At 64.9% G+C, this 26,118-nt stretch carries 14 protein-coding genes and 2 tRNA genes; 12 read left to right on the top strand and 4 right to left on the bottom strand.

Features of this window, described 5'->3' with window-relative positions:
• The first annotated feature begins 233 nt into the window (after positions 1 to 233).
• A complete protein-coding gene (locus tag ACP16H_RS01090; protein WP_425070387.1) occupies positions 234 to 9,449 on the top strand; it encodes a hypothetical protein in 9,216 nt (3,071 codons plus the stop codon).
• Positions 9,450 to 9,720: 271 nt separating this feature from the next.
• Here the strand turns inward: ACP16H_RS01090 and rimK are convergent, their stop codons facing one another.
• Together rimK and ACP16H_RS01080 are read right to left on the bottom strand one after the other, a co-directional pair.
• Positions 9,721 to 11,136 carry a 30S ribosomal protein S6--L-glutamate ligase gene (gene rimK / locus ACP16H_RS01085; protein WP_425070386.1) on the bottom strand — a complete coding sequence of 472 codons (1,416 nt, stop codon included), beginning with the start codon at positions 11,134 to 11,136 and terminating at the stop codon, positions 9,721 to 9,723.
• A gap of 174 nt (positions 11,137 to 11,310) precedes the next feature.
• Positions 11,311 to 12,162: a LytTR family DNA-binding domain-containing protein gene (locus ACP16H_RS01080; RefSeq protein ID WP_425070385.1), complete on the bottom strand. Its 852-nt coding sequence runs from the start codon at positions 12,160 to 12,162 to the stop codon at positions 11,311 to 11,313.
• Positions 12,163 to 12,471: 309 nt separating this feature from the next.
• Between ACP16H_RS01080 and ACP16H_RS01075 the strand changes: the two genes are divergently transcribed.
• Positions 12,472 to 12,548, top strand: a tRNA-Asp gene (locus ACP16H_RS01075).
• Positions 12,549 to 12,761: 213 nt separating this feature from the next.
• Positions 12,762 to 12,838, top strand: a tRNA-Asp gene (locus ACP16H_RS01070).
• A gap of 309 nt (positions 12,839 to 13,147) precedes the next feature.
• Here ACP16H_RS01070 and ACP16H_RS01065 read toward each other — a convergent pair.
• Positions 13,148 to 13,714: a YcbK family protein gene (locus tag ACP16H_RS01065; protein WP_425070384.1), complete on the bottom strand. Its 567-nt coding sequence runs from the start codon at positions 13,712 to 13,714 to the stop codon at positions 13,148 to 13,150.
• A 313-nt stretch (positions 13,715 to 14,027) separates the two neighbouring features.
• Between ACP16H_RS01065 and ACP16H_RS01060 the strand changes: the two genes are divergently transcribed.
• The 5 genes from ACP16H_RS01060 to ACP16H_RS01040 all read left to right on the top strand — a co-directional run bounded on the left by ACP16H_RS01060 (position 14,028) and on the right by ACP16H_RS01040 (position 19,135).
• Entirely contained in the window at positions 14,028 to 15,668 is a 1,641-nt protein-coding gene (locus ACP16H_RS01060) for a L,D-transpeptidase family protein (protein WP_425070383.1), read from the top strand.
• A gap of 177 nt (positions 15,669 to 15,845) precedes the next feature.
• Positions 15,846 to 16,937: a UDP-3-O-(3-hydroxymyristoyl)glucosamine N-acyltransferase gene (gene lpxD / locus ACP16H_RS01055; protein ID WP_425070382.1), complete on the top strand. Its 1,092-nt coding sequence runs from the start codon at positions 15,846 to 15,848 to the stop codon at positions 16,935 to 16,937.
• Positions 16,938 to 16,969: 32 nt separating this feature from the next.
• Entirely contained in the window at positions 16,970 to 17,230 is a 261-nt protein-coding gene (locus ACP16H_RS01050; RefSeq protein ID WP_425070381.1) for an acyl carrier protein, read from the top strand.
• The gene (locus ACP16H_RS01045; RefSeq protein ID WP_425070380.1) at positions 17,227 to 18,435 is read left to right on the top strand and encodes a beta-ketoacyl-[acyl-carrier-protein] synthase family protein; all 1,209 of its coding nucleotides are present in this window, start codon (positions 17,227 to 17,229) and stop codon (positions 18,433 to 18,435) included. Before ACP16H_RS01050 ends, ACP16H_RS01045 begins: the two co-directional genes overlap by 4 nt.
• Before the next feature lie 202 nt (positions 18,436 to 18,637).
• Positions 18,638 to 19,135, top strand: a complete 498-nt coding sequence (locus ACP16H_RS01040; protein WP_425070379.1) for a ferritin-like domain-containing protein — start codon at positions 18,638 to 18,640, stop codon at positions 19,133 to 19,135.
• 274 nt (positions 19,136 to 19,409) lie between these two features.
• Here ACP16H_RS01040 and mnmA read toward each other — a convergent pair whose 3' ends face one another.
• Positions 19,410 to 20,549 carry a tRNA 2-thiouridine(34) synthase MnmA gene (mnmA, locus tag ACP16H_RS01035; RefSeq protein WP_425070378.1) on the bottom strand — a complete coding sequence of 380 codons (1,140 nt, stop codon included), beginning with the start codon at positions 20,547 to 20,549 and terminating at the stop codon, positions 19,410 to 19,412.
• Positions 20,550 to 20,672: 123 nt separating this feature from the next.
• On the opposite strand from mnmA, the gene ACP16H_RS01030 reads away from it, so the two are divergent.
• From ACP16H_RS01030 to recG, 4 genes are all read left to right on the top strand, one after another.
• Positions 20,673 to 20,951: a DUF1153 domain-containing protein gene (locus tag ACP16H_RS01030; RefSeq protein ID WP_425070377.1), complete on the top strand. Its 279-nt coding sequence runs from the start codon at positions 20,673 to 20,675 to the stop codon at positions 20,949 to 20,951.
• Between the two features lie 94 nt (positions 20,952 to 21,045).
• Entirely contained in the window at positions 21,046 to 21,762 is a 717-nt protein-coding gene (gene ctrA, locus ACP16H_RS01025) for a response regulator transcription factor CtrA (RefSeq protein ID WP_425070376.1), read from the top strand.
• 67 nt (positions 21,763 to 21,829) lie between these two features.
• Positions 21,830 to 23,944, top strand: a complete 2,115-nt coding sequence (ligA, locus tag ACP16H_RS01020) for an NAD-dependent DNA ligase LigA (protein ID WP_425070375.1) — start codon at positions 21,830 to 21,832, stop codon at positions 23,942 to 23,944.
• On the top strand, positions 23,941 to 26,031 hold the full coding sequence (gene recG, locus ACP16H_RS01015; protein WP_425070374.1) for an ATP-dependent DNA helicase RecG: 2,091 nt from the start codon (positions 23,941 to 23,943) through the stop codon (positions 26,029 to 26,031). The genes ligA and recG overlap by 4 nt, the downstream gene beginning before the upstream one ends.
• Positions 26,032 to 26,118 lie beyond the last annotated feature (87 nt).

The raw sequence follows: 26,118 nt of genomic DNA, 5'->3' as shown, positions 1-26,118 counted from the left end.
TGGCGGTTCAAACTTATACAAATCGTTAACGTTTGACAGGGCGCGCCGAAACCTTGTTCTTGAAACTAGGTATTTTCGTCGCGCGCGCGATCTTTTGGCGTATCCGGGAGGTGGGGACCCCTCCTGATCCTTGGTTTTCTCGTGTCTGTTTTGCCGCGTGACGGGCAGGGGTGACCCTGCCGAGCAGCAAACATTCGTCACGCCCACCGTGACAGGCCGAGGAAAGTCAGAGCATGTTCGAGACCCGCCAGACACGCCAGCAGATCGGTATCCGACAGCGTTCCATCACCGGGCACTGCCGCCTTGGGCGCGCGACGGAGCTGGTCTACATCCTCGCCACCGGAGCCACGCTGGTGATCGGCGGGCAGGCGCAGGCGCAGTCCACCCGGTTCTACGACGGCAACAACGGCGCGGTCTGGGATTTCACCACCGGTAACTGGTCGTCGGCGGGGCAGACCAACGAGGGCCTTGTCTTCAACGATGGCGACACCGCGATCTTTGACGATGCAGGCGCGGCGGGGACCGTTTTGCTGGAGCGCGCGGGCGGACGCATCGGTGCGACGGACGTGACGTTCAGCACCAATGGCTACACCATCGGCGCCACGGCGGGCGAGCAACTGGAAGTGACCGGAACGCTGACCGTGGACAGCGGCGTCAGCGCAGAGATCTCGGCCCGGATCTACGATGGCGTCACCGTGGCAGGCGCGGGCGATCTGACGCTGTCCGGGGGCAATGGCGATGCCGTTACCTCGACCGGCGTGACGATGGGGGGCACGGGCACCTTGTCGCTGACCGGCGGCACGTTCTTTGACGGGCTGGTCGCGAACGATGGCTTGACCGTGATCGACGGCGGGGCGTTTGATTCCGGGTCGTCGACGATCACGATGAACGGCGGCGATGTGCAGGTGTCCTCTGACATCAGCCTGGGCGGCGGGATCAGCGTCAACGCGGGGGCGCTGACGATTGATGGCGGCGTCGATCAGGTAGACGCGAGCAGGGTCAATGGTAACGTGGTGTTCAACAACACCGGCCTTGGCAGCTCGCTGGACCTCCAGGGGCTGATCATTGGCGCGCTGACCATCAATGATGCCGGGAGCTATTCGTTTGGCAGCAACAATACATCCCCTGCCTACGTGCTTGGTCAGACGACCCTGAACCACGCGTCGGCCGTGGCGACCACCAGCGGCAATGTTTTTTTCCAGGGTGGGCTGGATGTGCAGGCCGGAACATTGAATCATCAGACTGCTGTTCTGCAGACGGCAAACCTGCTGACGAACTCAGGCACGATCACGACGGCGTCCGGTACGACCATGTTCTTGATCGGTGGGGCGCAGAACAACGGGACAATGACCCTGCTGGGCGACACGCGGGAAACCAACGAAGGTCAGACCCTGACCAACAACGGCACGCTGAATATCCAGGGCAATGTGCAAATCGATCTGGTGAACGCGGCCGGGACCACGACCATCACCGGCAACACGAACATGGCCAGCTTCGGCGGCGTCAATCAGGTTGTGTCCGTCACCGGGGGCGAGCTGGACGTGGGCAGCGGCAGAGCGCTGACCGTGGCGGGAGGCGTGACGGTCTCGGGGACCGGTGTGCTGGACCTTGACGGGAGGATCACCGGCCCGGTCGCCTTCGGCGGCAGCGGGTCCTCCACGATCACCGGCGGCACCATCACCGGCGACGTGACACATTCGGGCGGAGCGCTGACGATGTCGGGCGCGAGGATCTCCGGCACCTATGACCGCACCGGGGCGGGCAGCGTCGTGATCTCTGACGCGGCGAACCCGGGCGGCAACACCACGACGGTCATCACCGGCAATGCCGATTTCTTTGGCGGCGGTTCTCTGGTGGTGGACGCGGGCCAGACGCTCGACGTGCAGGCGCGGATGCAGAACGGCGGCGGCTCCAGCGCCACGATCAACGGCACGGTGAAGGCGACCAACGGGTTGTTCAACATCGGTGGCGCGTCGATGACCTTTGCCGATGGCGGGCGGTTGGAAACCTCCTACACGCAAAACAACACCGGCACGACCAGCACCACCGTCACAGGCGATTTCACCGTGACCGGACAGGCGGTCGTGAATCAGGGCACGCTGACCATCAACGGGACGGGCGGGGCCGATGGCACGCCGACCTTCACGGTGGGCGGCGCCGGGCTGCAGTTCGACGGCGCCGGGACGGTGAACAACTACGGCGAGATCGTCGGCAACGTGACGATGGGGGTCGGTGCCACCTTCAACCTCGACGGCGATATCGACGGCAACCTGACCTACCTCGGCGGTGCGCTGAACGTGCTGGGCGATGCGACGGTCACCGGCACGATGAACGTGCTCGCCAATGGCGCGGACATTGGTTCGTTCGGCGGCACGGCGCTGACGATGACGGTGAATGGCGGTGTGAACGTCGGCTCGTCCGCCGTCACCGGGGCGCGGCTCGACATCGCCCAGACGCTTGAGACCACCGATCTCACGGTCTTTGCCGGGAACACCGCGGTCTTCCTCGATTCCGGGCTGATAAGGGCCAATGTGACCAATGCCGGCACCTTTGACCTGAGCGGTTCCGACTTCAATATCGACGGTGACCTGACCTTGCAGGCGGGCGGCCAGATCATCAACAGCGACAACGGTCCTGCGGTCCTGACGCTCAACGGCACGACGCCGCGCACCGCGACGCTGGCTGGCACGCTCGACGGCAACACGTTGGGCTCGCTGACCGTGTCCGCCGACACGATCGCGTTGCGCGACGGCTATTCCGAGAGCGGCAGCGTGATCCTCGATATCCGGGACACGCTGGATTACGGCGTGACCACAAGCGACTGGACCCTGAACGCCGGGCTGAACGACTACAACCTGATCGTGCAGACCGGGTCGACGGTGGCCGTCGCGGACGGCGTGTCGGCCACGGTCGGGCAGAACGATACCACCACGTCGATGAGAAACCACGGCACCGTGAGTGTCGGTGCGGGGTCCTCGCTGCACGTGCTGGGCAACTCCACCGACAACGATGGTCTGATCACCATCGCCGATGGCGGGGCCTATTCCGATGACGGTGCGATCAACAACCTTGCCTCGCCGCGCGGTGAAATCCGCTTTGATGGCGCGGGCACGCTGACCTCGGATGTCCTTGGTGGCTCTGACGGGATCACCAACAATGGCGACATCAACCTGAACGGCTCGGGCGATACGGTGACCTTTGCGACCGGCGGGACGGGGACGCTGACCAACACCGGCACCGGACAAATCGCCATCGGCGACAACACGCTGGATGTGAGCGATTTCACCGGCGGGCTGGTGAACACGGGTGATGCGACCATCACCATGTCGGGCGGCCAGATCACCGGCGACGTGACCAACACCTCGACCGTGGCGCAGAGCTTTGGCGGGACGATCACCGGGGCCTACACGCAGGACAGCGCCTCGGCCAATACCAGTTTCAGCGGCGCGACGACGCTGGGGTCCTTTGTCAACACGCAGGGCACCTTGAACGTCGACAACGCGTTGACCTTGAACGGAGCCTCGTCCAACGCGGGCACGCTGAACGTCACCGCGGCAATCACCGGCGGGCAGACGATCACCAACACCGGCACGATGGACGTGAGCGCCAACATCACGGGGAATGTCGTCAACCAGGGCACGGCGACGCTTGGCCCGACGACGATCACCGGAACCTACACACAGAATACCTCCGGCACGGCAAGCACCACGATCGACGACACCGTCACCGTCAATTCGGTGGCCGTCAGCGCGGGCAGCCTCACGATCAACGCCTCCCAATCCCTGGTCGCTTCGGGTGGCGTCACGGTCAACGGTACGGGCGTGCTGACGTCTCCGGGCTTCATCCTTGGCGACGTCACGCTGGGCGGGACCGGGACCCATTCGGTTGGCAACAACACCAACAGCATCCAAACCGTTATATTCGTTACGCCGCTCGATTTCACCCTGACGCAGAACGAGGCAACATCTACCGTCAACATATCAAGCAGCGGTGGCCAGAGCTGGGGCACGCTTGCAAACGATGCCGGGACGATGAACATCCAGGCGGGTACGTGGGGGGTCCTGGTCCAAGATGCCGTGACCAACGCGGACACGCTGAATGTCGATGGCGCGCTGCTTCTGAGCAGTGCCACCGTGACAAACACCGGCACGATGAACGTGGACGGCAGTTTTGAGCGTTGGACGGGCACCAGCAGCGTCATCAACACCGGATCGGGCATTGCGAATTTCGCCGGGGAGACGCAGGTCAGCTACACGCAGGACAGCGCCACGGCGGCGACCAACATCACCGGCACCAGCACCTTTGTCCAGACCGGCGGAGAAGGCGGTGACGTGAACATCAACGCAGGCTCGATGACGGTCGCCGCGGGCCAGTCGCTGACCTACCATTCGCTGACCATCGCGGATGGCGCGAGCTTTGCCACCAATGGCGGCGCGAACATTCGCGGCACCGGGAACACGACAGAGCTGGACGGTGACGCCGATTACTTCGGCAACGACACTCTGAACGACGATTTCTCGATCGAGATCGGCGCGACGGGTGACGTGACGCTGGATACGACGCTGGGCGACATCCATTTCGACGCGGATGACGACGAGAACGGCACCGGCACCATCGACAACCTCGGCCTGCTGACGGTGCTGGGCGGCAATACCGTCACCATGGGTGACGGCGGCGCGGGCAACGACGACTTCCAGAACCAGACGGACGGGACGAACAACGGCCGGTTCTCGGTGACCGGCGCCGGCACCACGGTCAGCGGCATCGCGACCCTGACGAACACCTCGGCTGCGGCCGATGCGATCACGGTCGGAACGGGGGCGACGCTCGGGTTTACCACGCTGAATTCGAGCGCGGGCACGATCACGGCGGCGGGGACGCTGGGCGGCGATGTGAACCTGACGGGCAACGCGGGGCTGGACCTGAACGGCGGCACCATCACCGGCACGCTGGACAACCAGTCGAGCACGGCGATCACGCTGTCGGGCGCGGTGAACGGGGCCTTCAGCCAGCAGGGCGCGGGGCTGCAGACCACCGTGGACGGGCCGATGACCTTTGGCAGCACGGTGGATATCGACACCGGTACGGTCATCATCGCGGCGGACACCACGGCGACCGGAACGGTGTCGGTTGACGGCACCGGAGCGCCCGTGACCACGCTGACCATCGCGGACGGGGCGACGCTGACCGCCGAAGGCGCGATCGGCATCAACGTCGGCAGCACTGCGGGCTCGACCACGGCCAATACCGTGGTCAACGTGAACGGCAACATTGGCCGGACCGTGGCCGGCGGATCGGCCCTGACGAACGCCGCCGGTACGGTGAACCTTGGCAACGGTGGCACGACCACCGTCGCGGGGGCGGTGATCCAGAACGGCGGGGCCATGGTGGTGACCGGCGATGTGGACATCAACAACGTCGGCGCGACGGTCGGAGTGCTCGACATCAACGTCGGCACGCTGAACGTGGTGTCGGGCACGCTGAACGCGGCGCGTATCGACCTTGCGGATGCGGGCGGCGTGACGCTGGGTGCGGGCGCGGCGCTGACCACGGACGCAGGCTCGGCGGGCGACATCATCATCGCGGACCAGGTGGACGTGGGCGCGGGCGGCCGCATCATCGCGGGCGACGACCTGACCATCCAGTCCACCGGCTCGGTGACCTTTGCCGATGGCGGCGAGCTGGGCGACGGCGGTGTGACGCCGGGCTACGGCAATGTCATCGTCAACCGGGGCGACGTCTTGGTGAACGCGGGCGCGGTCATCACCAACGATGCGTGGATCTGGCTGGATGATGCTACGGCGACGCTGGCGGTGAACGGCGGCAGCCTGAGCCTCGGCACCGGCGGGATCGAGGATACGGCGGCGGGCGCGGGGGCGACGGTCACCGTCACCGCCGGAACCGAAGCCGCGACGCTGAGCGCGGCCAGCGCCACCATGGACGGCGGCGGCGACGTGACCCTGACCGGCAACGGCGCCTTCAATGCGGAACTGGCGCTGAACGGCGGCGCGGGCACGCTGAGCATCGGCGGCGGCAGCGACCTGCTGATCGGGCAGGCGGCGGCGGGCGCGGGCTATGGCCGCCTGAACGGCAACCTCCAGGTGGATGGCACCAGCCGGTTTGACATCAACGGCGCGCTTGGCGGCACCGTCGAGGTCTCGGGCAATGTCGATCAGGACGGCACCAGCGCGCTGAACGAGCTGGCGGGCGAGATCGCGGGCTACCTGCGTCAGGACGGCACGGGCACGATCACCGTGACCGCCGACAGCGACGTGGGCGGTCTGCTGGACCTGAACCGGGGCGTGCTGAACGTGAACGCGGACCAGACGCTGACGGCGGGCTCGGCGGACTTTGACGCGGCGGCGCCGGGCGTGACACTGCGGGCGGCCACTGCGGGCAACACCACCACCTTGCAGACCGACACCACCCTGACCAACGCCAGCGTCATCACCGTCGCAGGCGGTGGCACCCTGCGGGCGGGAACGGTACTGACCAACAGCGCCGGGGGCCAGATCCTGTTCCAGAACACCGGTGTCGTCACCGACAACGTGCTGGATTCGACCACGAACGACATCCGGAACGCCGGAGCGATCCGCGTGCTGTCGGGTGCCTCCGTCACCTCGACGGGCGACGATGTGGTGACCCAGACCGGAACGGGGTTCATTGCCGTCAACGGCGGCAGCCTGTCGCTGAACGGCGGGTCCGTTGCGTCGACCTCGGCCATTGCCACCCCCATCTCGGTCGTGGCGGCGGGCGGCAACGACGCGATCCTGACGGCGGCGGCGGTGTCCTCTGCGGCGGGCACCGTCGCGGTCACGGCCAATGCCAACGGCACGGCGACGCTGGATGCGGACACGACGCTGACCGGCTCGGGCACCATCACCCTGACCAGCGAACCCGCGCCGGGCAACCGCGCCACGCTGGACGGCACGCTGGCGCTGAACAGCACGGGGACGTCGAACATCGACGGCGACGTGACGGGCACCCTGACGCAGACCGACGGCGCGGTGCATGTCCTCGCCACCGGCAGCGGCAACTCGACCGTAACCGGCGCGATCCTGATCGAGGGGGCGGGCGGGACTTCGACGCCGGAGTTCTTCATCGACGACAACGCCACGCTGAACGCATCGGCGGGCGTGACCGTCCGGAGCACCTCGGGCAACCCGAACGACTCCCTTCTGTGGGTCAACGGCGATGTGAACGGGCCTGCCCTCGGCACGGCCATCACCAACGAAGGCGGCGGTCTTATCGTCAACTCTGCGAACACCGGTACGGTGACCGTGACCGGCTCAGTTCTGCAGACCAGCGGCACGATGCGCTTTGACGGGGCGACCGATATCCAAGGCACGCTGACCCTCGACGGGCGCACGGCGGGCTTCTTCGGCATCGAAGTCCTGAGCGGACGGACCGTTCAGGCTTCGGCAATCGACCTGAACATCCCCTACGTGGCCGGGAATACGGACGTCATGCTGCGGTCCGGCGCGGTGCTCGAAGCCTCCACCGGCAATCTCGAGAACGCAGGCACTGTCAGGATCGAGGCAGGCGGGCGCCTTGGCGCCATGGGAAGTGTCGTCAACGAACTGGATGCGCTGATCATTTTCGAGAACGGTGGCATCCTGTCGGCAGGTGACGTCAGCACCGGCGCGGCGGCTTCGGGGACCGTGTCGAACGACGCCGGCGGCATCCTGATCGGCGGCACCGTGACCGACCTCGGCAACGACACGCTGGACAACGGCGGCGGCATCCGGATCCAGGGCGGCGGCACGCTGTCCTTCGGCACCATCTTAAACCAGCCGTGGAACGGGGTGGGCGTCGGCGGCAGCAACACCGTGGGCCGGATCAGCCTTGATGACACGGCGACGCTGCAGGCGACGGCCGCGCTGAGCAACGCGGGCCTGATCGAGGCCAACGGGGCCACGGCGGCGATCCTGTCGGCGGGCGCGTTCGACAACACGTCCACCGGCATACTGAGGCTGATCGACGCGGCACCCACGGGCCAGACCCTGAACATCACGGCCACGTCGCCGTTTACCAACGCGGGCCTCATCACCATGGCTGATGGCGAGACCAACGACGTGATCGCGATCACCGGCAATGCGGTGCTGAACGGCGTCATTGCCATGGACGTCAACGTCTCGGGTGCGCTGCAGGGCACCAGCGCCGCGGACGATGCCGACCAGATCACGGTGACCGGCACGGCCACGGGTGCGCCGGAACTGGCGCTGAAGAATGTGAACGCGGTCTATTCCAGCATCGGCACCCCGATCACGCTCATCAAGGCCGCCGATACCACGGGGCTGAACGCGACCAAGTCCGGCCTGCCGGCGAACGCGGCCTATGTCTACAACCTCAACAACACCGGCACCGAGGTGCAGCTGACCTCGACCGCCAACCTCGGTTTCGGGGGTCTTGCCTCGGGCGTGGCGGCGACGCAAAGCCTGATCTCCACCGTGGTGAACCGCCCGTCCTCGGCGCTGGTGACGCCGCTGGTGGTGCCGGGTGACGATCCCTGTGCCCTTGGCACCTGGGGCCGCGCCACAGCCGGTCGTGCCGATGCCTCGCTGGAGACCTCGTCCACCACCGCGACCTCGACGCTGTCCAACGACATCTCGCTGCGCTATCGCGGGGTGCAGGTGGGCTTTGACCATGCGTGTTCCGGTGGCTACTACAACGGCTGGGATCTGGCGCTTGGCGCGATGCTGGGGACCAACGGCGGCGACACCCGCCTGCCGGTGACCTTTGGCGGCACCGCCACCGAGCTGCGCACCGAGTTCGACCAGCTGTTCGGCGGGCTCTACCTGAGCGCAGCCAAGGGCAACTGGTTCGGTGACCTGACCCTGCGCGCCGACCGCACGACCTATTCGCTGAACGAAACCGCGTCCTTTGGCGCGGGAGGTCTGGGCATCCGTGACCAGAAATTCGACAGCCGGGGACGCGCGATCAGCGGCTCGCTCAGCTACTCGCACACGCTGAACGCCGAAAAGTCCATTCGTCTGGTGCCGACCGTCGGCTTCTCCTTCTCGCAGATCGAGACCGACAGCATCGCGATCGACAACGATCCGTCGACCACGCTGGACGATGCGACGCTGCAGATCTCGGACATGCATCAGAAGATCGGCTATATCGGCGCCACGCTGGCCCGGACGCAGGTCGAGCCGAGCGGCGACGAGGCGACCACCTACTTCCTGACGGGGACGTATTTCAACGACTTCGGTGACGACCTGACCAGCACCTTCCGGGTGAACAGCACGGGCGCGTCGCAGGTGCTGACCTCCGAGAACCTCGGTGGATTCGGCGAGTTGAGCATCGGCATGAACCGCACGAAGATCCTGGACGGCGGCTCGGCCCTGCCGGCGCGCCAGATGGACGCCTCGGTCCGCATCGACAGCCGGTTCAGCGACAGGCTGGACAGCTGGGGTCTGACGGGCCAGGTGCGGTTCCAGTTTTGAGCACGGAGCCGGGCGTGCCGCTCAGGCGGGTGCGTCCGGGACGCTGTTGCGCAGGCGAGGGGCCAGCCCCTCGCGCTCCCCGAGGTATTTGGGTCAAGATGAAGGCAAGGCGCGGCGCTTTACCTTCATCTTGATCCAAATACCCTCGGGGGTGTGGGGGCAGAGCCCCCGCTGTCATGCAAAGCATGACAAGCCACAGCTGGGTGTGGGCGGCGGGGCCCACACTCGTCGCGCAAGGCGCGACACTGATCGGTCCAGGGACGCGGGTGGTTCAGTCCGAGGGCGGGTCGATCCGGCGGCGGACCGGGGTGGGGCGGACCTTGGCCTCGATATGCTCGTAGAGCTTCTCGGCCACATTCTTGCCCGTGGCGGTCTCGATGCCCTCAAGCCCCGGCGAGGAGTTCACCTCCAGCACCTTCGGACCCGATTCCGAGCGCAGAAGATCCACGCCCGCGAGGTTGAGGCGGAAGGCCTTGGCCGCACGCAGGGCGGTATCGCGTTCTTCCTTGCTGATTCTCACCACCGAGGCATGGCCGCCGCGATGCAGGTTCGAGCGGAAATCGCCGTCCGCGCCGGTGCGCTTCATGGAGGCCACGACCTTGCCGCCCACGACGAGACAGCGGATGTCCTCGCCCGCGGCTTCCTTGACGAAATCCTGCACGAGGAAATTCGCCTTCAGCCCGCGGAAGGCGTCGATCACCGATTCCGCCGCCTTCTTGGTCTCGGCCAGCACCACGCCCTTGCCTTGCGTCGATTCGAGCAGTTTCACGATCAGGGGCGCGGTGCCGACCAGCCGCATCAGCGACTGCGTGTCCTTGGGCGAAGAGGCGAAGGCCGTGTTGGGCATCCCGATCTTGTGGCGCGCCATCAACTGATGCGCCCAGAGCTTGTCGCGCGAGGCGGTGATTCCGTCCGAGCCGTTCAGGCAGAAGGTGCCGATGGTCTCGAACTGGCGGATCACGGCGGTGCCGTAGGAGGTGATCGAGGCGCCGATGCGGGGAATCACCGCGTCGTAGCGCGGGAGGCGCTTGCCGTCGTAATGGACCTCGGGCGTCAGCGCGTTGATCAGCATGTAGCAGCGCTGGGTGTCGATGACCTCCACCGTGTGGCCGCGCTTTTCGCCTTCTTCGACCAGACGGCGGGTGGAATAGTTGTCCTCGCGCGACAGCACCGCGATACGCAGCGCCCGGTTCGGCGCGGCATTGCGGACGCGGGGCGTGTTGTAGACGTCATAGGACAGGCGCGGCTGCTGGAAGCGGTCCGTCGCCACGATGGTGATGTGGTCCTTCAGCGCCTCGCGCCCCAGCAACATCCGCGATGCCATGGAGGAGCGGTTGGTCAGCGTCATCTCGATTCGCCAGCTTTCGTCGCCCACCCGCAGGGTCGAGGCGATGACGTAGCGCATCTCGGATTCGCCGTTGGACGAGGTGACGGCGCGGCGGTCGACGATGCGGGCGGAGCAGGGAATCACCAAGTCTTCGCGGCCCGGCACCGGGTGGACAGTGAACCGCACGCGCGGGGCCGAGCTGGGGCCGAAGGTTTCGATGTCGAAGGCATGCAGCGCCGAGGTGCGTGCGCCGGTGTCGACCTTGGCGCGCAGCGCGGGCAGGCCGAGATCAGGCAGCGAAACCCATTCTTCCCAGCCGAACCGAATGGTTCCGGGTACGTCGTCGGGTGTGTCGGTCATCGGTCTTTCCTGTGTGGCGTACCACCCTGAGGTCCGGTCGGACCGGGCGGCATTCGGGGCAGGCTCTTGTCTGTCCTACCGTGTCAGGGCGCAGATGTCATGGGGCAGGGGCGAGGGCAAGCGCTGGCGAACGGAGCTTTGCCGCAGCAAGGGGCAGGTAGGCGGCGGGGCCGGTCAGGCGCGTTCGCTCATCCAGTCGCGCACTTCATGCACGCGCGAACGGGCCACCGGAACGCGGGTGCCATCGTCGAGGGTCAGGACATGTTTCTGCCCGTCCCGCTCCAGCGAGCGGGCGACATGTTTCGCCACCCACCAGGAGCGGTGCGGCTGGATGCCGTCTTCGGGATCGGTCTGGGCCACGATGTCGGACAGGCGGGCGCGATGTGTGAGGCTGGTGTCGTCCAGCACCACGCGGACGTGGTGTTCCATGGCCTGGATATGGCGCAGGTTGCGCAATGCGACCGGCTCGGCGCCGATGAGGATATGGCGCTCGTGCGGGGGCGAGGCGACAGCGGCCTCTTGCAGGGCGGCTGCTGTCGCATCTGCCGCCTCTGGCGTGGGCAGAGGACGGACGAATCGCATGTAGATCATGATGAAGGTTTCCGCGATCACGAAGTAGAACAGGATCTGCGGAAAGATCGCAAAGGCGAGGTCGCCATGCGAGGTGAACCGGAGCAGGGTTTCGCCCAGAACCACCGGCAGGACCAGCGCCGAGGCCGTGACAAGTGCGCCGGGCAGCGTGAGGTTGCCCAAGGCGCGGTACAAGGTGGCCCAGAGGAACAACATGACGCCATGGCACAACAGGAAACTGCTGAGGATCACGGCCCAGATGGCCAGGGTCGCGACCAGATTCATCTGGCCGATCATCCCGGGGGCATCGGTCGCCACGAGGATGGCATAGACGCACCCCAGATAGGTCTGGGTGCCGGTCTGACCAAGGAGTTCGAAATACTCCTGCGGGGTTATCCGGACACGACCGCCAAAGCTGTCGTAGAATTCGAGCGGCATGGTCTTTAGCTGTCGCACGGCGGGTCACTGCTTTGGCGTCGTTTCTGATGCATTACCTGACGCAAGCCGTCCCGGACTGCAAGAAATGACAGTATTTCCTCCCGGAATTCCGGTATGCGTGTGCGAAAGTACACATGGCTGGTGCAAATTCGAACGCTCATCGCGGCGTTGCACGGCCGATGGCGGGTTTGGCTGCTCACCGCTGGTCGGAGGTTTTCAGCTTCGCCCGAAAATTTCCAAAATGGCGCTTGACGGGGGGGGGAGGGTTCCATAGAAGCCCTCTCACGCCACGAGGCAGACAGCTTCGGGGCGGCCAGGAACGGCAGGGCGGTTGTAGCTCAGTTGGTTAGAGTACCGGCCTGTCACGCCGGGGGTCGCGGGTTCGAGCCCCGTCAACCGCGCCACTGTCGATCCTTCGAAAGGCCCTCGCGAAAGCGGGGGCTTTTTCGTTTCCTTCTTCGTTTCCTTTTTCGTTTCGGGGGCCTCGCACAGGGCCACACATTGGCCCGGTAACCCCTTCATCCGGAACGCGAAAAACCAATTGAAAATACTGTCATGGCTTCGTCATTTTTGCGCTTGACCCCCGACGCCGGGAAAGGCTATCAGGCCCCCATAGCGCGGTTGTAGCTCAGTTGGTTAGAGTACCGGCCTGTCACGCCGGGGGTCGCGGGTTCGAGCCCCGTCAACCGCGCCACTTCTCCCAAGCATTGGAAAACATTGCGAATTGACCCATCGGTCATGGGACGAAGTGCGCGCTTTTCGGCGCTGTCCGATTTTTCTGCGAAAAATCACGTTCCGCCCGGAACCAAATCCTGCCTTGGCACGTTCACCTGTCAGAAAGCCCGGGACACGGGGTGTTCTTGGGCACAGGTGCGGTACTGGTTCGTCAGGTATTCCTGACTGCCCGCGCCTCGGGTTTTCTGCCACTGTCCTTGCGCGACAGGACAAAAGGAAAGGGCGCCACATGGGCGCCCTGGAACCAAAAATGGAAGCGTTACCGCGTTCAGGATCCCCAGCTGCGAACCGGACCGCAATCCATGTGAACGAAGTTGGAGCCGGAATAGCGACCGACGCCGCCCGCGTGGCAGGCTGCGGCCGCCTTGGCCATCTGGTTGACCGAGCGCGACGACAGCCGCAGGTCGGCCGCTTCGCCACGCAGGTGGCGGGAGTTCTTGGCCACGCCGGAGGACCGGGACCGCAGCATGGCGTTGGTCTTGGGCGAGCGATAGCCCGAGATCAGCATGTAGGGTTCCGAGCAATCCATCAGATTGTGCGCCGCGCACATGATGTCGACGGTACGCGCGTCGATGTTCTTGATGTCGTTGCTGCGCCAGTCGCGCATGAAGTAGTTCACTTCCTTGAGCGCATCGCCGAGGTACTTGCCCTCGATCCAGTAGATCATGTCGATGCGTTCACCCGTCCGGCCGGAATACATGCGGATACGACGGATATCGCCAGCGCCGCGCAGGAAGCCTGCCGCGTTGGAGTAAGTGGGGGCCGCTGCGACTGTGGTTGCCGCGAAAGCACCGAGAATGCCCCGGCGCGTGAAGCCCGTGTTCAGTTCTGCCATGTGAGCGCCTGTCCCGTGGTCGCTGTTACCTGTTCGTGCGCGGATCGTTGCCGCGCTCTGCCATCTATCCCCAGATGTCGAAATTTGTATGGCACGAATCGGACCACTGAGAAAGCAGCATTTGTGGTGAATTTTAGCTTTCAAGAGGATGTTGGCAGATTCTCGCGCAAGGTCCGCGAACTGTGGCGCAAATGTGCGGATGCAGCATTATTGGTGCTCGTTGAAACCATAAAGCCGAATGTGAGTTTACACCGTTAGAACATTGTAAGACAACTTTAATTCATGGGTGGATGTCAGGAATGAGGGCTTCAGTATGAATGGGACGAACGCCGGTGTGAAATCGGGTGCCAGGCTGCGCGCACTGTTCGTCGCCGGGATGTTGGCTGCGGTGCTGCCCGCCGCCTCCTCGGCGCAGGAATTTTCCTTCAAGGTTACGGCATACAAACAGGCCGTCGCTGAATCCCTCGGGGACGAGGAGGGCATTGCCGCCTTCTACCGCGCCCGCAACTTTGATCCGATCTGGACCGGCACGGACGACGCATCCCGCGCACGGCGTCTGGCCCTGATCGAAGCCTTCGGCCTCGCGGATGTGCACGGGTTGCCGACGCGCAAGTACGACGCGCAGAACCTGATGAACAAGATGGCCGTGGCGCGCAGCGACCGCGACCGTGGCTTGTTGGAAGTGGAGCTGTCGCGCACCTTCATCAGCTTCGCCAACGACCTGCAATCGGGCATCATCGACAATCCCGGTGCCGTGGACAACCAGATCAAGCGCGTCCTGCCGCGTCGCGCCCCCGAAGAGCTGCTGTCGCGCCTGATGACGGAACGCCCCGAGGACGTGCTGCGCACCCTCGTGCCGCCGACACAGGAATACTCGCGCCTGATGCGCGCCAAGCTGGAGCTGGAGCACAGCATCCGCCACGGTGGCTGGGGGCCGGATGTGCCGGCGTCCAAGCTGGAACCGGGTGCCTCCGGTCAGGCTGTCGTTGCCCTGCGCAACCGTCTGGAGGCCATGGGTTACCTCAAGCCCTCGCTGATGGCAGAGTACGACGACGTCATGACCGCGGCCGTACGCCTGTTCCAGGAAGATCACGGGCTTGAGCCCGATGGCGTCGCCGGTGGCCGCACCATGGGCGAGATCAACACCGGTCCCGAGGAGCGCCTGAAGTCCGTGATCGTCGCCATGGAGCGCGAGCGCTGGCTGAACCTGCCGGAAGGCCGGGGCAAGCGCCATATCCTCGTGAACCTCGTGGATTTCCACGCGCAGATCATCGACGACGACAAGCTGACCTTTGAAACCCGCTCGGTCATTGGCCATCAGGATCACGACCGCCGCACGCCGGAATTCTCGGACGTGATGACCCATATGGTCATCAACCCGTATTGGTACGTACCGCGCTCGATCATCGTGAATGAATACCTGCCGCTGCTGCGCTCGAACCCGGGTGCGGCGGGCCATCTGGAGATCATCGACGCGCGGGGGCGGGTGGTGTCGCGGGGCAATGGCTTTGCCCAGTATTCCTCGTCCAGCTTCCCGTTCTCGATGCGCCAGCAGCCCGGTCCGCGCAACGCGCTGGGGTCGGTGAAGTTCATGTTCCCGAACAAGTACAACATCTACCTGCACGACACCCCGGCGCAGAACCTGTTCAGCCAGCCGGTGCGGACCTACTCGCATGGCTGCATCCGTCTGGATGACCCGCATGACTTTGCCTACGCGCTGCTGGCGAAGCAGGAGGCCGATCCGGTCAACTACTTCCAGTCGGTGCTGCGGTCGGGTGCGAACACCAAGGTCGATCTGGCAGAGCCGATCCCGGTGCACCTGATCTACCGCACGGCGTTCACGCAGGCGAAGGGCCATGTGAATTACCGCCCGGACGTCTATGGCCGCGACGCCGACATCTGGCGCGCGCTTCAGGCCGAGGGCGTCTCGCTCATGACCCATTGGGAAAGCTGAGACACCTTACATAATGAACGGCGAAAACGCGGCCCTCGGGTCGCGTTTTTCTTTCGCAAGGTTGCAGGTTGTCATGCGGCTGTGATGCAACGCGGCGATGGTCCGCCGGATGAGAGTGGACAAGCCCCGCGTGCCCCCCTTAGACCTGCGACCAGACAGGCAGGAAGGACCTTTGGCATGCATTATACTGTAGGTGAGATCGCAAAGGCCCTTGGTGTGACCGCCGAAGGGGACCTGAGCCTGCGCGTTTCCGGCGTGGCGGAGCCGCAGGATGCGGGCGCCGAACATATCGCGCTGGCGATGCGCCCCGAGTATGCAGAGCGCATCGGCGAGGGTGAGGCTCAGGTGGCGATGCTCTGGGCCGGGGCGGACTGGCGCGGCATGGGACTGGCGGCGGCGCTGTCGGCACCACGCCCGCGCTTTGCGCTGTCGGGCCTGTCGGCGATGATGGATGCCGGGCAGGGTTACGGCGAGGGCGTGCACCCCATGGCGGTGGTCGATCCGTCGGCGCGGATCGGCGCGGGCGTCAGCATCGGGCCGTTCACCATGGTCGGTGCGGGGGCGGTGATCGGCGATGGCTCGGTGATCGGGCCGCAATGTTATATTGGTCAGAACGTGACCTTGGGCGAGGGCGCGCAGCTGCACGTCGGCGTAAAGCTGATGGCGCGCGTCACCGTGGGCGCGCGCTTCATCGCGCATCCGGGGGCGGTTGTGGGCGGCGACGGGTTTTCCTTTGTCACGCCAGAGCCGTCGGGGGTCGAGAAGGCCCGCGCGTCGCTGGGCGAGGAAGGCACCGACAGTGCGCAGGCCTGGGCACGGATCGCGTCTCTGGGCGCGGTGACTCTGGGCGATGACGTCGAGATCGGCTGCAACACCTGCATCGACCGGGGCACGGTGCGCGACACCCGCATCGGCAACGGCGTGAAGATGGATAACCTTGTGCAGATCGGGCACAACGTGGTGATCGGCGACGACACCATGGTCTGTGCCGGGGGCGCCATCGCGGGCTCGTCCGTGCTGGGACGCAACGTCGTCGTGGGCGGCTGCGCGGGAATTTCCGACAATCTGAAGATCGGCGACCGCGTGATCCTTGGCGGCGGCACCATGGTGCTGTCGAACGTGCCCGAGGGCCGTGTCATGCTGGGCTACCCGGCGATGAAGATGGACAGCCACGTCGAAAGCTACAAGGGCCTGCGCCGCCTGCCGCGTCTTTTCCGCGAGGTGGCCGACCTGAAGAACGCGGTTTCAAAACTGCAAGGGACTGACTAGATCCCCCTCAGGGTGGACAAAGGGAACGGGAAATGGACGTCAAGGAACAGGTGATCGCGATCATTGCCGAACAGGCGATGCTGGAACCCTCGGACATCACCATGGAGAGCACGCCGGAGAGCATCGGCATCGACAGCCTCGGGCTGGTCGAGTCGATCTTTGCCATCGAGGAGACCTTTGACATCTCGGTGCCCTTCAATGCCAACGAACCCGAGGCCTCGGATTTCGACATTTCCTCGGTCGCGACCATCGTCGCCGGGATCGAACGGCTGATCGCCGAGAAGGCCGCGTGAAACGGGTCGTCATCACCGGCGCGGGCACGATCAACGCGCTGGGGCAGGATGTGCCGTCGACCTATGCGGCCATGCGCGAGGGGCGCTGCGGCATATCGGAGCTGGAGTTCCGCGACGTGGACCGCCTGTCGATCCGCATCGGCGGGCAGGTGAAGGGGTTCGACCCCGACGCCATGTTCAACCGCCAGCAACTGGCGCTTTATGACCGGTTCACGCAGTTCACCCTGATCGCGGCGCGGCAGGCGGTGGAGCAGTCGGGGCTGGAGTTTCACGGCGAGATGGCGGATCGTTCGGGCGTGGTGCTGGGCAATTCCGGCGGCGGGCTGCTGACGCAGGACGAGAATTATCGCGCCGTCTACGAAGAGGGGAAGAACCGCGTGCATCCCTTCGTGGTGCCGAAGCTGATGAACAACGCCGCCGCCAGCCATGTGTCGATGGAGTTCAACCTGCGCGGCCCGTCGTTTACGGTGGCCACGGCCTGCGCCTCGTCCAATCACGCCATGGGGCAGGCGTTCCAGATGATCCGCTCTGGCATGTGCCATGCGATGATCACCGGCGGGTCCGAATCCATGCTGTGTTTCGGCGGCGTGAAGGCCTGGGAGGGCCTGCGGGTCATGTCCAAGGACGCCTGCCGCCCGTTCAGCGCCACCCGCAACGGCATGGTGCAGGGCGAGGGCGCGGGGATCTTTGTGTTTGAGGAATACGAGCACGCGCGGGCGCGCGGGGCCAGGATTTTGGGCGAGGTGCTGGGATTTGCCATGACCTCGGACGCCGCTGACATCGTGATGCCGTCCAAGCAGGGCGCGGCGCGGGCCATTTCTGGCGCGCTGAAGGATTCGCGGGTGGACCGCACCCGTGTCGGCTATATCAACGCCCATGGCACAGGGACGGCAGCGAACGACAAGACCGAGTGCGCCGCGGTGGCGGACGTATTCGGCCAGCACGCCAACGACCTGATGATCTCCTCGACCAAGTCGATGCACGGCCACCTGATTGGCGGCACCGGCGCGGTGGAGCTGCTGGCTTGCCTCATGGCGCTGAACGAGGGCGTGATCGCGCCCACGATCAACTACGAGGAACCTGATCCGGAATGCGCGCTGGACGTGGTGCCGAACGAGGCGCGCGAGGCCAGGGTGGACGTGGTGCTGTCCAACGCTTTTGCCTTTGGCGGGCTGAACGCCGTGCTGGTCCTGGGCCGCGTCTGACACCGTGTTCATGCGGAGCAGGGCCTGCGGCCCTGCGCTGTATGCCTCGCGCCCTGCCTGCGGCAGGGGCTCTCGGGTGGGCGCGTGCGGCGAGTGTTCGGACCGGGACGCGGCGGGGGGGCGGTTTTTCGCCGGTGGTGGTTTTCCTCGGAACGGCGTGGGGCTGCGGACGTTGGGTCTCCAGACAAGAATGGAGGACCACATGTCACTGAATTCACTCAAGGATGTTTATGTCGATCAGTTGCAGGACCTGCGCAGCGCCTGCAAGCAGTCGCATGCCGTCATGGATGATCTGACCGAGGCCGCGTCGAACGACGAACTGCGCAAGGCGTTGCAGGCGGGCAAGGACGGGATCGCCGACGGGATGGCCAATCTGGAGCGGCTGATCTCGAAGCACGGGGCCTCCGTGGATGGTGCGCATTGCAAGGGCATGGAAGGTCTGGTCGCCGAGGCGCGGGCGCATGGGCTGGAAGAGGACTTTGGCGATGCGGATGCGCGCGATGCCATGATCATCACCCAGTATCAGCGCATGGCGCATTACGCGATTGCCGGTTACGGCTGCTGCGCGGCCTTTGCCAACCGGCTGAACCTGACCGAGGAGGCCTCTGTCCTGGGCGAGATGCTGGACGCGGCTTGGGGCGGCGATCGCCATTTCTCGGGCATCGCGCAGGGTCAGGTGAACCGCGCGGCGGCTGAATAAGTTTCTGAAAGGTGAAACGGCGTGTCGTCGCGGCGGGATTAGGCCGCGTTCGTTTAACGTCTGACCGCTGATGGAGGCCGCCCTGTGGGGCGGCCTTTGTCATTTCGGGCGGAAAGGGGGGTGACTATGGGCTTCGGGGGGCGCGAATCGTGGATAACGCCGTCTGAAAGGTTACCAACCGGCCTGAAACCGGGGGCAAACCGGCCGGTTTCAGGCGTTGCGTGTTGCGCGTACGCTGTTCACACAGGTTAATGCGCACACGCAATGCGTGTATTCAGTGGCCCCGCCAGATCCAGCCGCCGCCAAAGATGCGCGAGCCTTCCGGCGCGTAGAACACGCAGGCCTGACCGGGGCTGACGCCTTCTTCGGGGACGATCAGTTCGACCTCGGCCTCGGTGTCCGAGATCGGTCGGATGATCGCCTCGCGCGGGGGGCGGGTCGAGCGGACCTTGACCTTCAGGTGCCATTCGTCCTGCGATGTGAAGGGCTTGTCGCCCAGCCAGTTGATCTCGCGCACGGGGATGGTGCGGGTGGCGAGCATCTCCTTCGGGCCGACGATGACCTGCTTGGCCTCGGTGTCGAGGCGCACGACGTAGAGCGGTTCGTCCAGCCCGCCGATGCCCAGGCCGCGGCGCTGGCCGATGGTATAGTGGATCACGCCGCGATGTTGTCCGAGGATGCGGCCATCGGCATGCACGATCTCGCCCGGCTCGGCGGCACCGGGGCGCAGCTTTTCGATGATTCCCGCGTAATTGCCGTCCGGGACAAAGCAGATGTCCTGCGAATCAGGCTTGTCCGCGACGGCGAGACCGTATTTCGCGGCCAGTTCGCGGGTCTCGGCCTTGCTGGCGAGGTGCCCCAGCGGGAAACGCAGAAATTCCAACTGCTCCGGTGTGGTGGAGAAGAGGAAGTAGCTTTGGTCGCGGTTGGCATCGGTGGCGGAATGCAGCTCCGGACCGTGCTCGCCCGTCATGCGCTGGATGTAATGGCCGGTCGCCATGCAGTCGGCATCGAGGTCCTTGGCCGTGTTCAGAAGGTCCTTGAACTTCACCCGCTCGTTGCAGCGGATGCAGGGCACGGGGGTGGCCCCGCCAAGGTAGCTGTCGGCGAATTCCTCGATCACGGCTTCCTGGAAGATGTTTTCGTAATCAAGGACATAATGCGGAAAATTCATCTCTTCCGCGACGCGGCGGGCGTCGTGGATGTCGATGCCGGCGCAGCAGGCGCCCTTCTTGGCGAGCGCCGCGCCGTGGTCGTACAACTGCAGCGTCACGCCGATCACGTCGTAGCCTTCTTCCTTCAGTTTTGCCGCGACGACAGAGCTGTCCACGCCGCCGGACATGGCGACGACGACTCGGGTCTCGGAAGGCGGTTTGGGCAGCCCCAGGCTGTTGAGGGGCATATCTTCGGGCATGACGTCTCTCCGTGGAATGGCCGGAATATAGGAAAAATCGAAACACTCTCAAGGGTTGGTTTCAGCGGTCGTTAAGGGCTGCGGGGGTTTATTCCCGGAACGCGACGTTCGGAGGTGTGACCCATGTACCTGAAGAAGATCGATGGCCCGCGGGCCGTGAAGCTGCCCGATGGCTCCACGATGACGCGGGCCGATCTCCCGCCGGAGACGACCCGGCGATGGGTGGCGTCACGCAAGGCGGCGGTGGTGAAGGCGGTGCAATACGGGCTGCTGACGCAGGATCAGGCGAAGGAGCGCTACTCGCTAAGCGAGGAGGAGCTGCTGGAATGGGTCAAGGCGGCGACGAACCACGGCGAGGACGCGCTGAAAGTGACGCGGGTGCAGAAATATCGTCAACCATAGGTGGTAAAATTTAGCTTCTTGAGGTATGGTAACAGGGCGTTAACCTTTTTCGATCACCTTACGCATAGCCCAAGAAACACCCTGGAGACTGCTGATGCGCATTTTGCTAGTGGAAGACGACCCGACCACCTCCAAGAGCATCGAACTGATGTTGAGCCATGCCAACCTCAATGTCTATTCGACGGACATGGGGGAAGAGGGCATCGACCTCGCAAAGCTTTATGATTACGATCTTATTCTGCTGGATCTGAACCTGCCGGACATGAACGGACACGAGGTGCTGCGGCAGCTTCGGGTCGCGCGGATCGATACCCCGATCCTGATCCTGACCGGCGAGGACGACACGCAGTCGAAGATCAAGGGCTTTGGTTTCGGGGCTGACGATTACATGACGAAACCGTTCCATCGCGACGAACTGGTGGCGCGAATCCATGCCATTATCCGCCGGTCGAAGGGGCATTCCCAGTCCGTGATCCGGACCGGCAAGATTTCGGTCAACCTGGACGCGAAAACAGTCGAGGTTGCGGGCAAGCCCGTGCACCTGACCGGAAAGGAGTACCAGATGCTGGAACTCCTCTCGCTGCGCAAGGGAACCACGCTGACCAAGGAAATGTTCCTGAACCATCTTTATGGCGGCATGGACGAACCGGAACTGAAAATCATCGACGTCTTCATCTGCAAGCTGCGCAAGAAGCTGTCCGAGGCGACCGGTGACGACAACTATATCGAGACGGTCTGGGGACGCGGCTACGTCCTGCGCGATCCGGAACCGTCGCATGACGAAGCCAAGGCGATCGCCGCCAACGGCTGATCTTCTGGACCTTGGCATGGGTCGGCCCTATCACTCCTAGGACGACAGGGCGTCCGGGGATTTGGGCATGGAAAACATTGCGGTCGACAAGCTGACCGAGGATCAGGCGCGCGAAGAACTTCGCGCGCTTGCCGAGATTCTGGGGCAAGCGAACCAAGCCTATCATACCAAGGATGCGCCGGAGATTTCCGATGCCGAGTATGATCGCCTCAAGCGGCGCAATGCCGAGATCGAGGCGCGCTTTCCACAGTTGAAACGCGCCGACAGTCCTTCGGAACAGGTAGGTGCGCCGCTGGCGGAGGGCTTCAGCAAGGTCCGTCATGATGTGCGGATGCTGTCGCTGGCCAATGCCTTTGAAGATCAGGACATTACCGATTTCGACGAGTCGATCCGGCGCTACCTTGGCCTGAAGGACGGGGACAGTCTGACATATACGGCGGAACCGAAGATCGACGGCCTGTCCCTGTCGCTGCGCTACGAGGACGGCCAGCTGGTGCGGGCGGCCACCCGTGGGGATGGCCAGGAGGGCGAAAACGTCACGGCCAATGCGCGCACTATTGCCGACATTCCGCAGATGCTGACCGGAGCGCCTGCCGTCCTTGAAGTGCGGGGCGAGGTCTACATGTCCCACGCCGACTTTGCCGCGCTCAACGAACGGCAGGAGGCGCGCGGCGGGAAGACCTTTGCCAATCCGCGCAATGCGGCGGCGGGCTCGCTGCGGCAGCTGGATGCCAGGATCACCGCCGAACGGCCCCTGAAATTCTTTGCCTACGCCTGGGGCGCGCTGTCCGATCCGCTGGCAGAGACGCAGATGGGGGCCATCGAGCGCTTGGGTTCGCTGGGCTTCCAGACCAACCCGCTGACCCGGCTGTGCGATGGTCCGGCGGAAATGATCCGCCATTACAAGGACATCGAGGCGCAGCGCGCGACCTTGGGCTATGACATCGACGGGGTCGTTTACAAGGTGAACGATCTGGCGCTGCAGGAACGGCTGGGCTTTCGGTCCACCACGCCGCGATGGGCGATTGCGCATAAATTCCCGGCCGAACTGGCCTGGACGCGGCTGGAGGCGATCGACATCCAGGTCGGCCGGACCGGTGCCTTGTCTCCGGTGGCGCGGCTGACGCCGGTCACGGTCGGCGGTGTCGTGGTGTCCAATGCGACGCTGCACAACGAGGATTACATCGCCGGGCGCGATTCAAACGGGCAGGAGATCCGGGGCGGCAAGGACATCCGCATCGGTGACTGGGTGCAGGTCTACCGGGCGGGCGACGTGATCCCCAAGGTGGCCGATGTGGACCTGTCACAGCGCCCAGAGGATGCGCAACCCTATGATTTCCCAACACATTGCCCCGAATGCGGCTCTGACGCGATCCGCGAGGAAGGGGATGCCGTGCGCCGATGCTCGGGCGGGCTGATCTGTCCGGCGCAGGCGGTGGAAAAGCTGAAACACTTCGTCGGGCGCGCGGCCTTTGACATCGAAGGCCTTGGCGCCAAGCAGGTCGAACAGTTCTACGCCGATGGCTGGATCAAGGAGCCGGCGGATATCTTCACGCTCCGGGACCGCTACGGCAGCGGCATCCAGCAATTGAAGAACCGCGAGGGCTGGGGCGACAAGTCGGCGCAGAAGCTGTTCGAGGCCATAGACGAGCGCCGCAAGATCGGCCTTGGGCGGCTGATCTTTGGCCTCGGTATCCGTCATGTGGGCGAAAGCGCGTCGAACCTGTTGGCGCGTCACTACGGCACTTGGGCGGTGTTCGAGCAGGCCATGAAGGACGCGCAGCCGTGCGAGGGCGAGGCATGGGATGAACTGCTGTCGATTGACGGGGTTGGCAAGGTTCTGGCGGAATCGCTGGTGTCCGCCATGAACCAGGAGGCCGAGCGTGCCTCGATGGACCGCCTCGTCGCGCATCTGGACGTGCAGGAGGCAGAGCGCCCGGTCACCGACGGCTCGCCCGTTGCGGGCAAGACCGTGGTGTTTACCGGCACGCTGGAAAAGATGACCCGGGCCGAGGCCAAGGCCCGGGCGGAGGCTCTTGGTGCCAAGGTGTCCGGCTCGGTGTCCAAGAAGACGGACATCGTGGTGGCGGGTCCGGGCGCGGGGTCCAAGGAGAAAAAGGCGCTGGAACTGGGGCTTACGGTCCTGGATGAGGACGGCTGGCTGGAGCTGATCGGCGGATGAGCGGACGGCCCGAGGTTCTCTTTCCGCTTTTCGCGGACCTCAAGGTGCTGGACGGCATCGGGCCGAAAACGGCGCAGGTGCTGGAACACGGCGGGATCGAGACGCCGCGCGACCTGCTGTACACGCTGCCTTACAGCGTGACGGACCGGCGGTTGCGGGACACGGTGCAGGGCGCGGACCTGCCTGCAATCCTGACCGTGGCGGTGACCATCGGGCGGCACTGGCCCCCTCGGTCGCGTGGCGGCGCGTACCGGATCGAGGTCGATGACGCCAAGATACGGTTTCAGCTGGTGTTTTTCCGGGGCAACGCGGAATACCAGCAAAAGCTGTTCCCCACGGGGCAGCGGCGCATCGTGTCGGGGAGGGTCGAGCTGTTCGATGGGGTGCCGCAGATGGTGCACCCGGACCATGTGCTGCGCGAGGACGATGCCGACGATCTGCCTGCGTTCGAGCCGGTCTATCCGCTGACGGGCAACGTGACGCAAAAGCTGATGGTGCGCGCGATGGCCGATGCGCTGAGCCGTGTGCCCCTGCTGGACGAGTGGATCGACCCGGTGCAGCGCGCGCAGGAGGATTGGCCCGCCTGGCACGAGGCGCTGCACGCGGTGCATGCGCCGGGCGGGGCCGAGGCGCTGGCACCGACCGCTCCGGCGCGGGCGCGGCTGGCCTATGACGAGTTGATGGCGCACCAGTTGACGCTGGGTCTGGCGCGGGCAGATCGGCGCAAGCGGCGCGGGATCGTGACGCGCGGCGATGGGCGGTTGCGAAACAAGGTCTTGAAATCACTGCCGTATCGGCCCACGGGGGCGCAGTCTCGGGCGATTGGGGAAATCGTCGATGACATGGGCCAGCCCGAGCGGATGAACCGGCTGCTGCAGGGCGACGTAGGCGCGGGCAAGACGCTGGTGGCCTTCATGGCGTTGCTGACGGCGGTCGAGGCAGGCGGGCAGGGCGTGATGATGGCACCGACAGAGATCCTAGCGCGGCAGCACATGGAGGGTTTGCAGCCGCTTGCCGAAAGCGCAGGCGTGGTGCTGGAGCTGCTGACCGGGCGGGACAAGGGGTCCGAGCGGGCGGCGAAACTGGCGGCGTTGAAGCGCGGTGACATCAAGATCCTCGTCGGCACACATGCGGTCTTTCAGGCGGATGTGGAATTCGACGACCTGCGGCTGGCCATCATCGACGAACAGCACAGGTTCGGCGTGCGGCAGCGGCTGGAACTGGGCAAGAAGGGCGCGGCGGCTGATGTGCTGGTCATGACAGCGACGCCGATTCCCCGGTCGCTGGCCTTGGCGCAATACGGCGACATGGACGTCTCGGTGCTGGACGAGAAGCCGCCGGGGCGCAAGCCGGTGAAGACTGCGCTGATCTCGACCGAGCGGATTTCCGAAGTGATCGACCACCTGCGCAAGGCCGTGGACGAGGGGCGGCAGGCCTATTGGGTCTGCCCTCTGGTCGAAGAGAGCGAGTCTTCGGACCTGATCGCCGCCGAGGCGCGGTTCCAGAAGTTGCGTGCGGCCTTGGGCGAGGGCGTGGTGGGGCTGGTGCATGGCCAGATGCCGCCCGCCGAGAAAGACGCCGCCATGGCGGCCTTCGTGCGGGGCGAGACTTCGGTTCTGGTGGCGACCACGGTGATCGAGGTGGGTGTGAACGTGCCCAACGCCTCGATCATGGTGATCGAGCGGGCCGAGATTTTCGGCCTTGCGCAGCTGCACCAGCTGCGGGGCCGGGTCGGGCGCGGGGAGGCGGCGTCGACGTGCCTGCTGATGTATCAGCCGCCGCTGTCCGAAAGCGGGATGAAACGGCTGACCACGCTGCGCGAAACCGAGGACGGCTTTCGCATTTCCGAGGTCGACCTGGAGATGCGCGGGGCGGGCGACCTGATCGGCACCGCGCAATCCGGCCTGCCGAAGTTCCGCGTGGCCGACCTGGAACGGCAGGCCGGGCTGATGGCCGTGGCGCAATCGGATGCGCGGCTGCTGCTGTCGGAGGACCCGAAACTGGAAAGCCCGCGCGGCAAGGCGGCGCGCATGTTGCTGTGGCTCATGCGGCAGGACGAGGCGATCAGGCTGATCGGGGTAGGCTGACTGTTCTCTACTCTGGAACAGTGTTCTCAAGTTTTCTCAATTTGTTCTCATTAAGTTCTTTACAGGTTGTGAGGAATATGAGAACAA

The organism is Sagittula sp. S175 (assembly GCF_049800975.1).
GTDB lineage: Bacteria > Pseudomonadota > Alphaproteobacteria > Rhodobacterales > Rhodobacteraceae > Sagittula.
Note: the sequence above shows the minus strand (reverse complement) of the source record. Positions and strands in the feature narration are given on the sequence as shown.

What these genes read in the sequence shown, in the direction of transcription:
- ACP16H_RS01090 (WP_425070387.1), top strand. Translation starts at nt 234, where the DNA reads ATGTTCGAGACCCGCCAGACACGCCAGCAGATCGGTATCCGACAGCGT.
- rimK (WP_425070386.1), bottom strand. Translation starts at nt 11,136, where the DNA reads ATGACCGACACACCCGACGACGTACCCGGAACCATTCGGTTCGGCTGG.
- ACP16H_RS01065 (WP_425070384.1), bottom strand. Translation starts at nt 13,714, where the DNA reads ATGGCAGAACTGAACACGGGCTTCACGCGCCGGGGCATTCTCGGTGCT.
- ACP16H_RS01060 (WP_425070383.1), top strand. Translation starts at nt 14,028, where the DNA reads ATGAATGGGACGAACGCCGGTGTGAAATCGGGTGCCAGGCTGCGCGCA.
- lpxD (WP_425070382.1), top strand. Translation starts at nt 15,846, where the DNA reads ATGCATTATACTGTAGGTGAGATCGCAAAGGCCCTTGGTGTGACCGCC.
- ACP16H_RS01050 (WP_425070381.1), top strand. Translation starts at nt 16,970, where the DNA reads ATGGACGTCAAGGAACAGGTGATCGCGATCATTGCCGAACAGGCGATG.
- ACP16H_RS01040 (WP_425070379.1), top strand. Translation starts at nt 18,638, where the DNA reads ATGTCACTGAATTCACTCAAGGATGTTTATGTCGATCAGTTGCAGGAC.
- mnmA (WP_425070378.1), bottom strand. Translation starts at nt 20,549, where the DNA reads ATGCCCGAAGATATGCCCCTCAACAGCCTGGGGCTGCCCAAACCGCCT.
- ACP16H_RS01030 (WP_425070377.1), top strand. Translation starts at nt 20,673, where the DNA reads ATGTACCTGAAGAAGATCGATGGCCCGCGGGCCGTGAAGCTGCCCGAT.
- ctrA (WP_425070376.1), top strand. Translation starts at nt 21,046, where the DNA reads ATGCGCATTTTGCTAGTGGAAGACGACCCGACCACCTCCAAGAGCATC.
- ligA (WP_425070375.1), top strand. Translation starts at nt 21,830, where the DNA reads ATGGAAAACATTGCGGTCGACAAGCTGACCGAGGATCAGGCGCGCGAA.
- recG (WP_425070374.1), top strand. Translation starts at nt 23,941, where the DNA reads ATGAGCGGACGGCCCGAGGTTCTCTTTCCGCTTTTCGCGGACCTCAAG.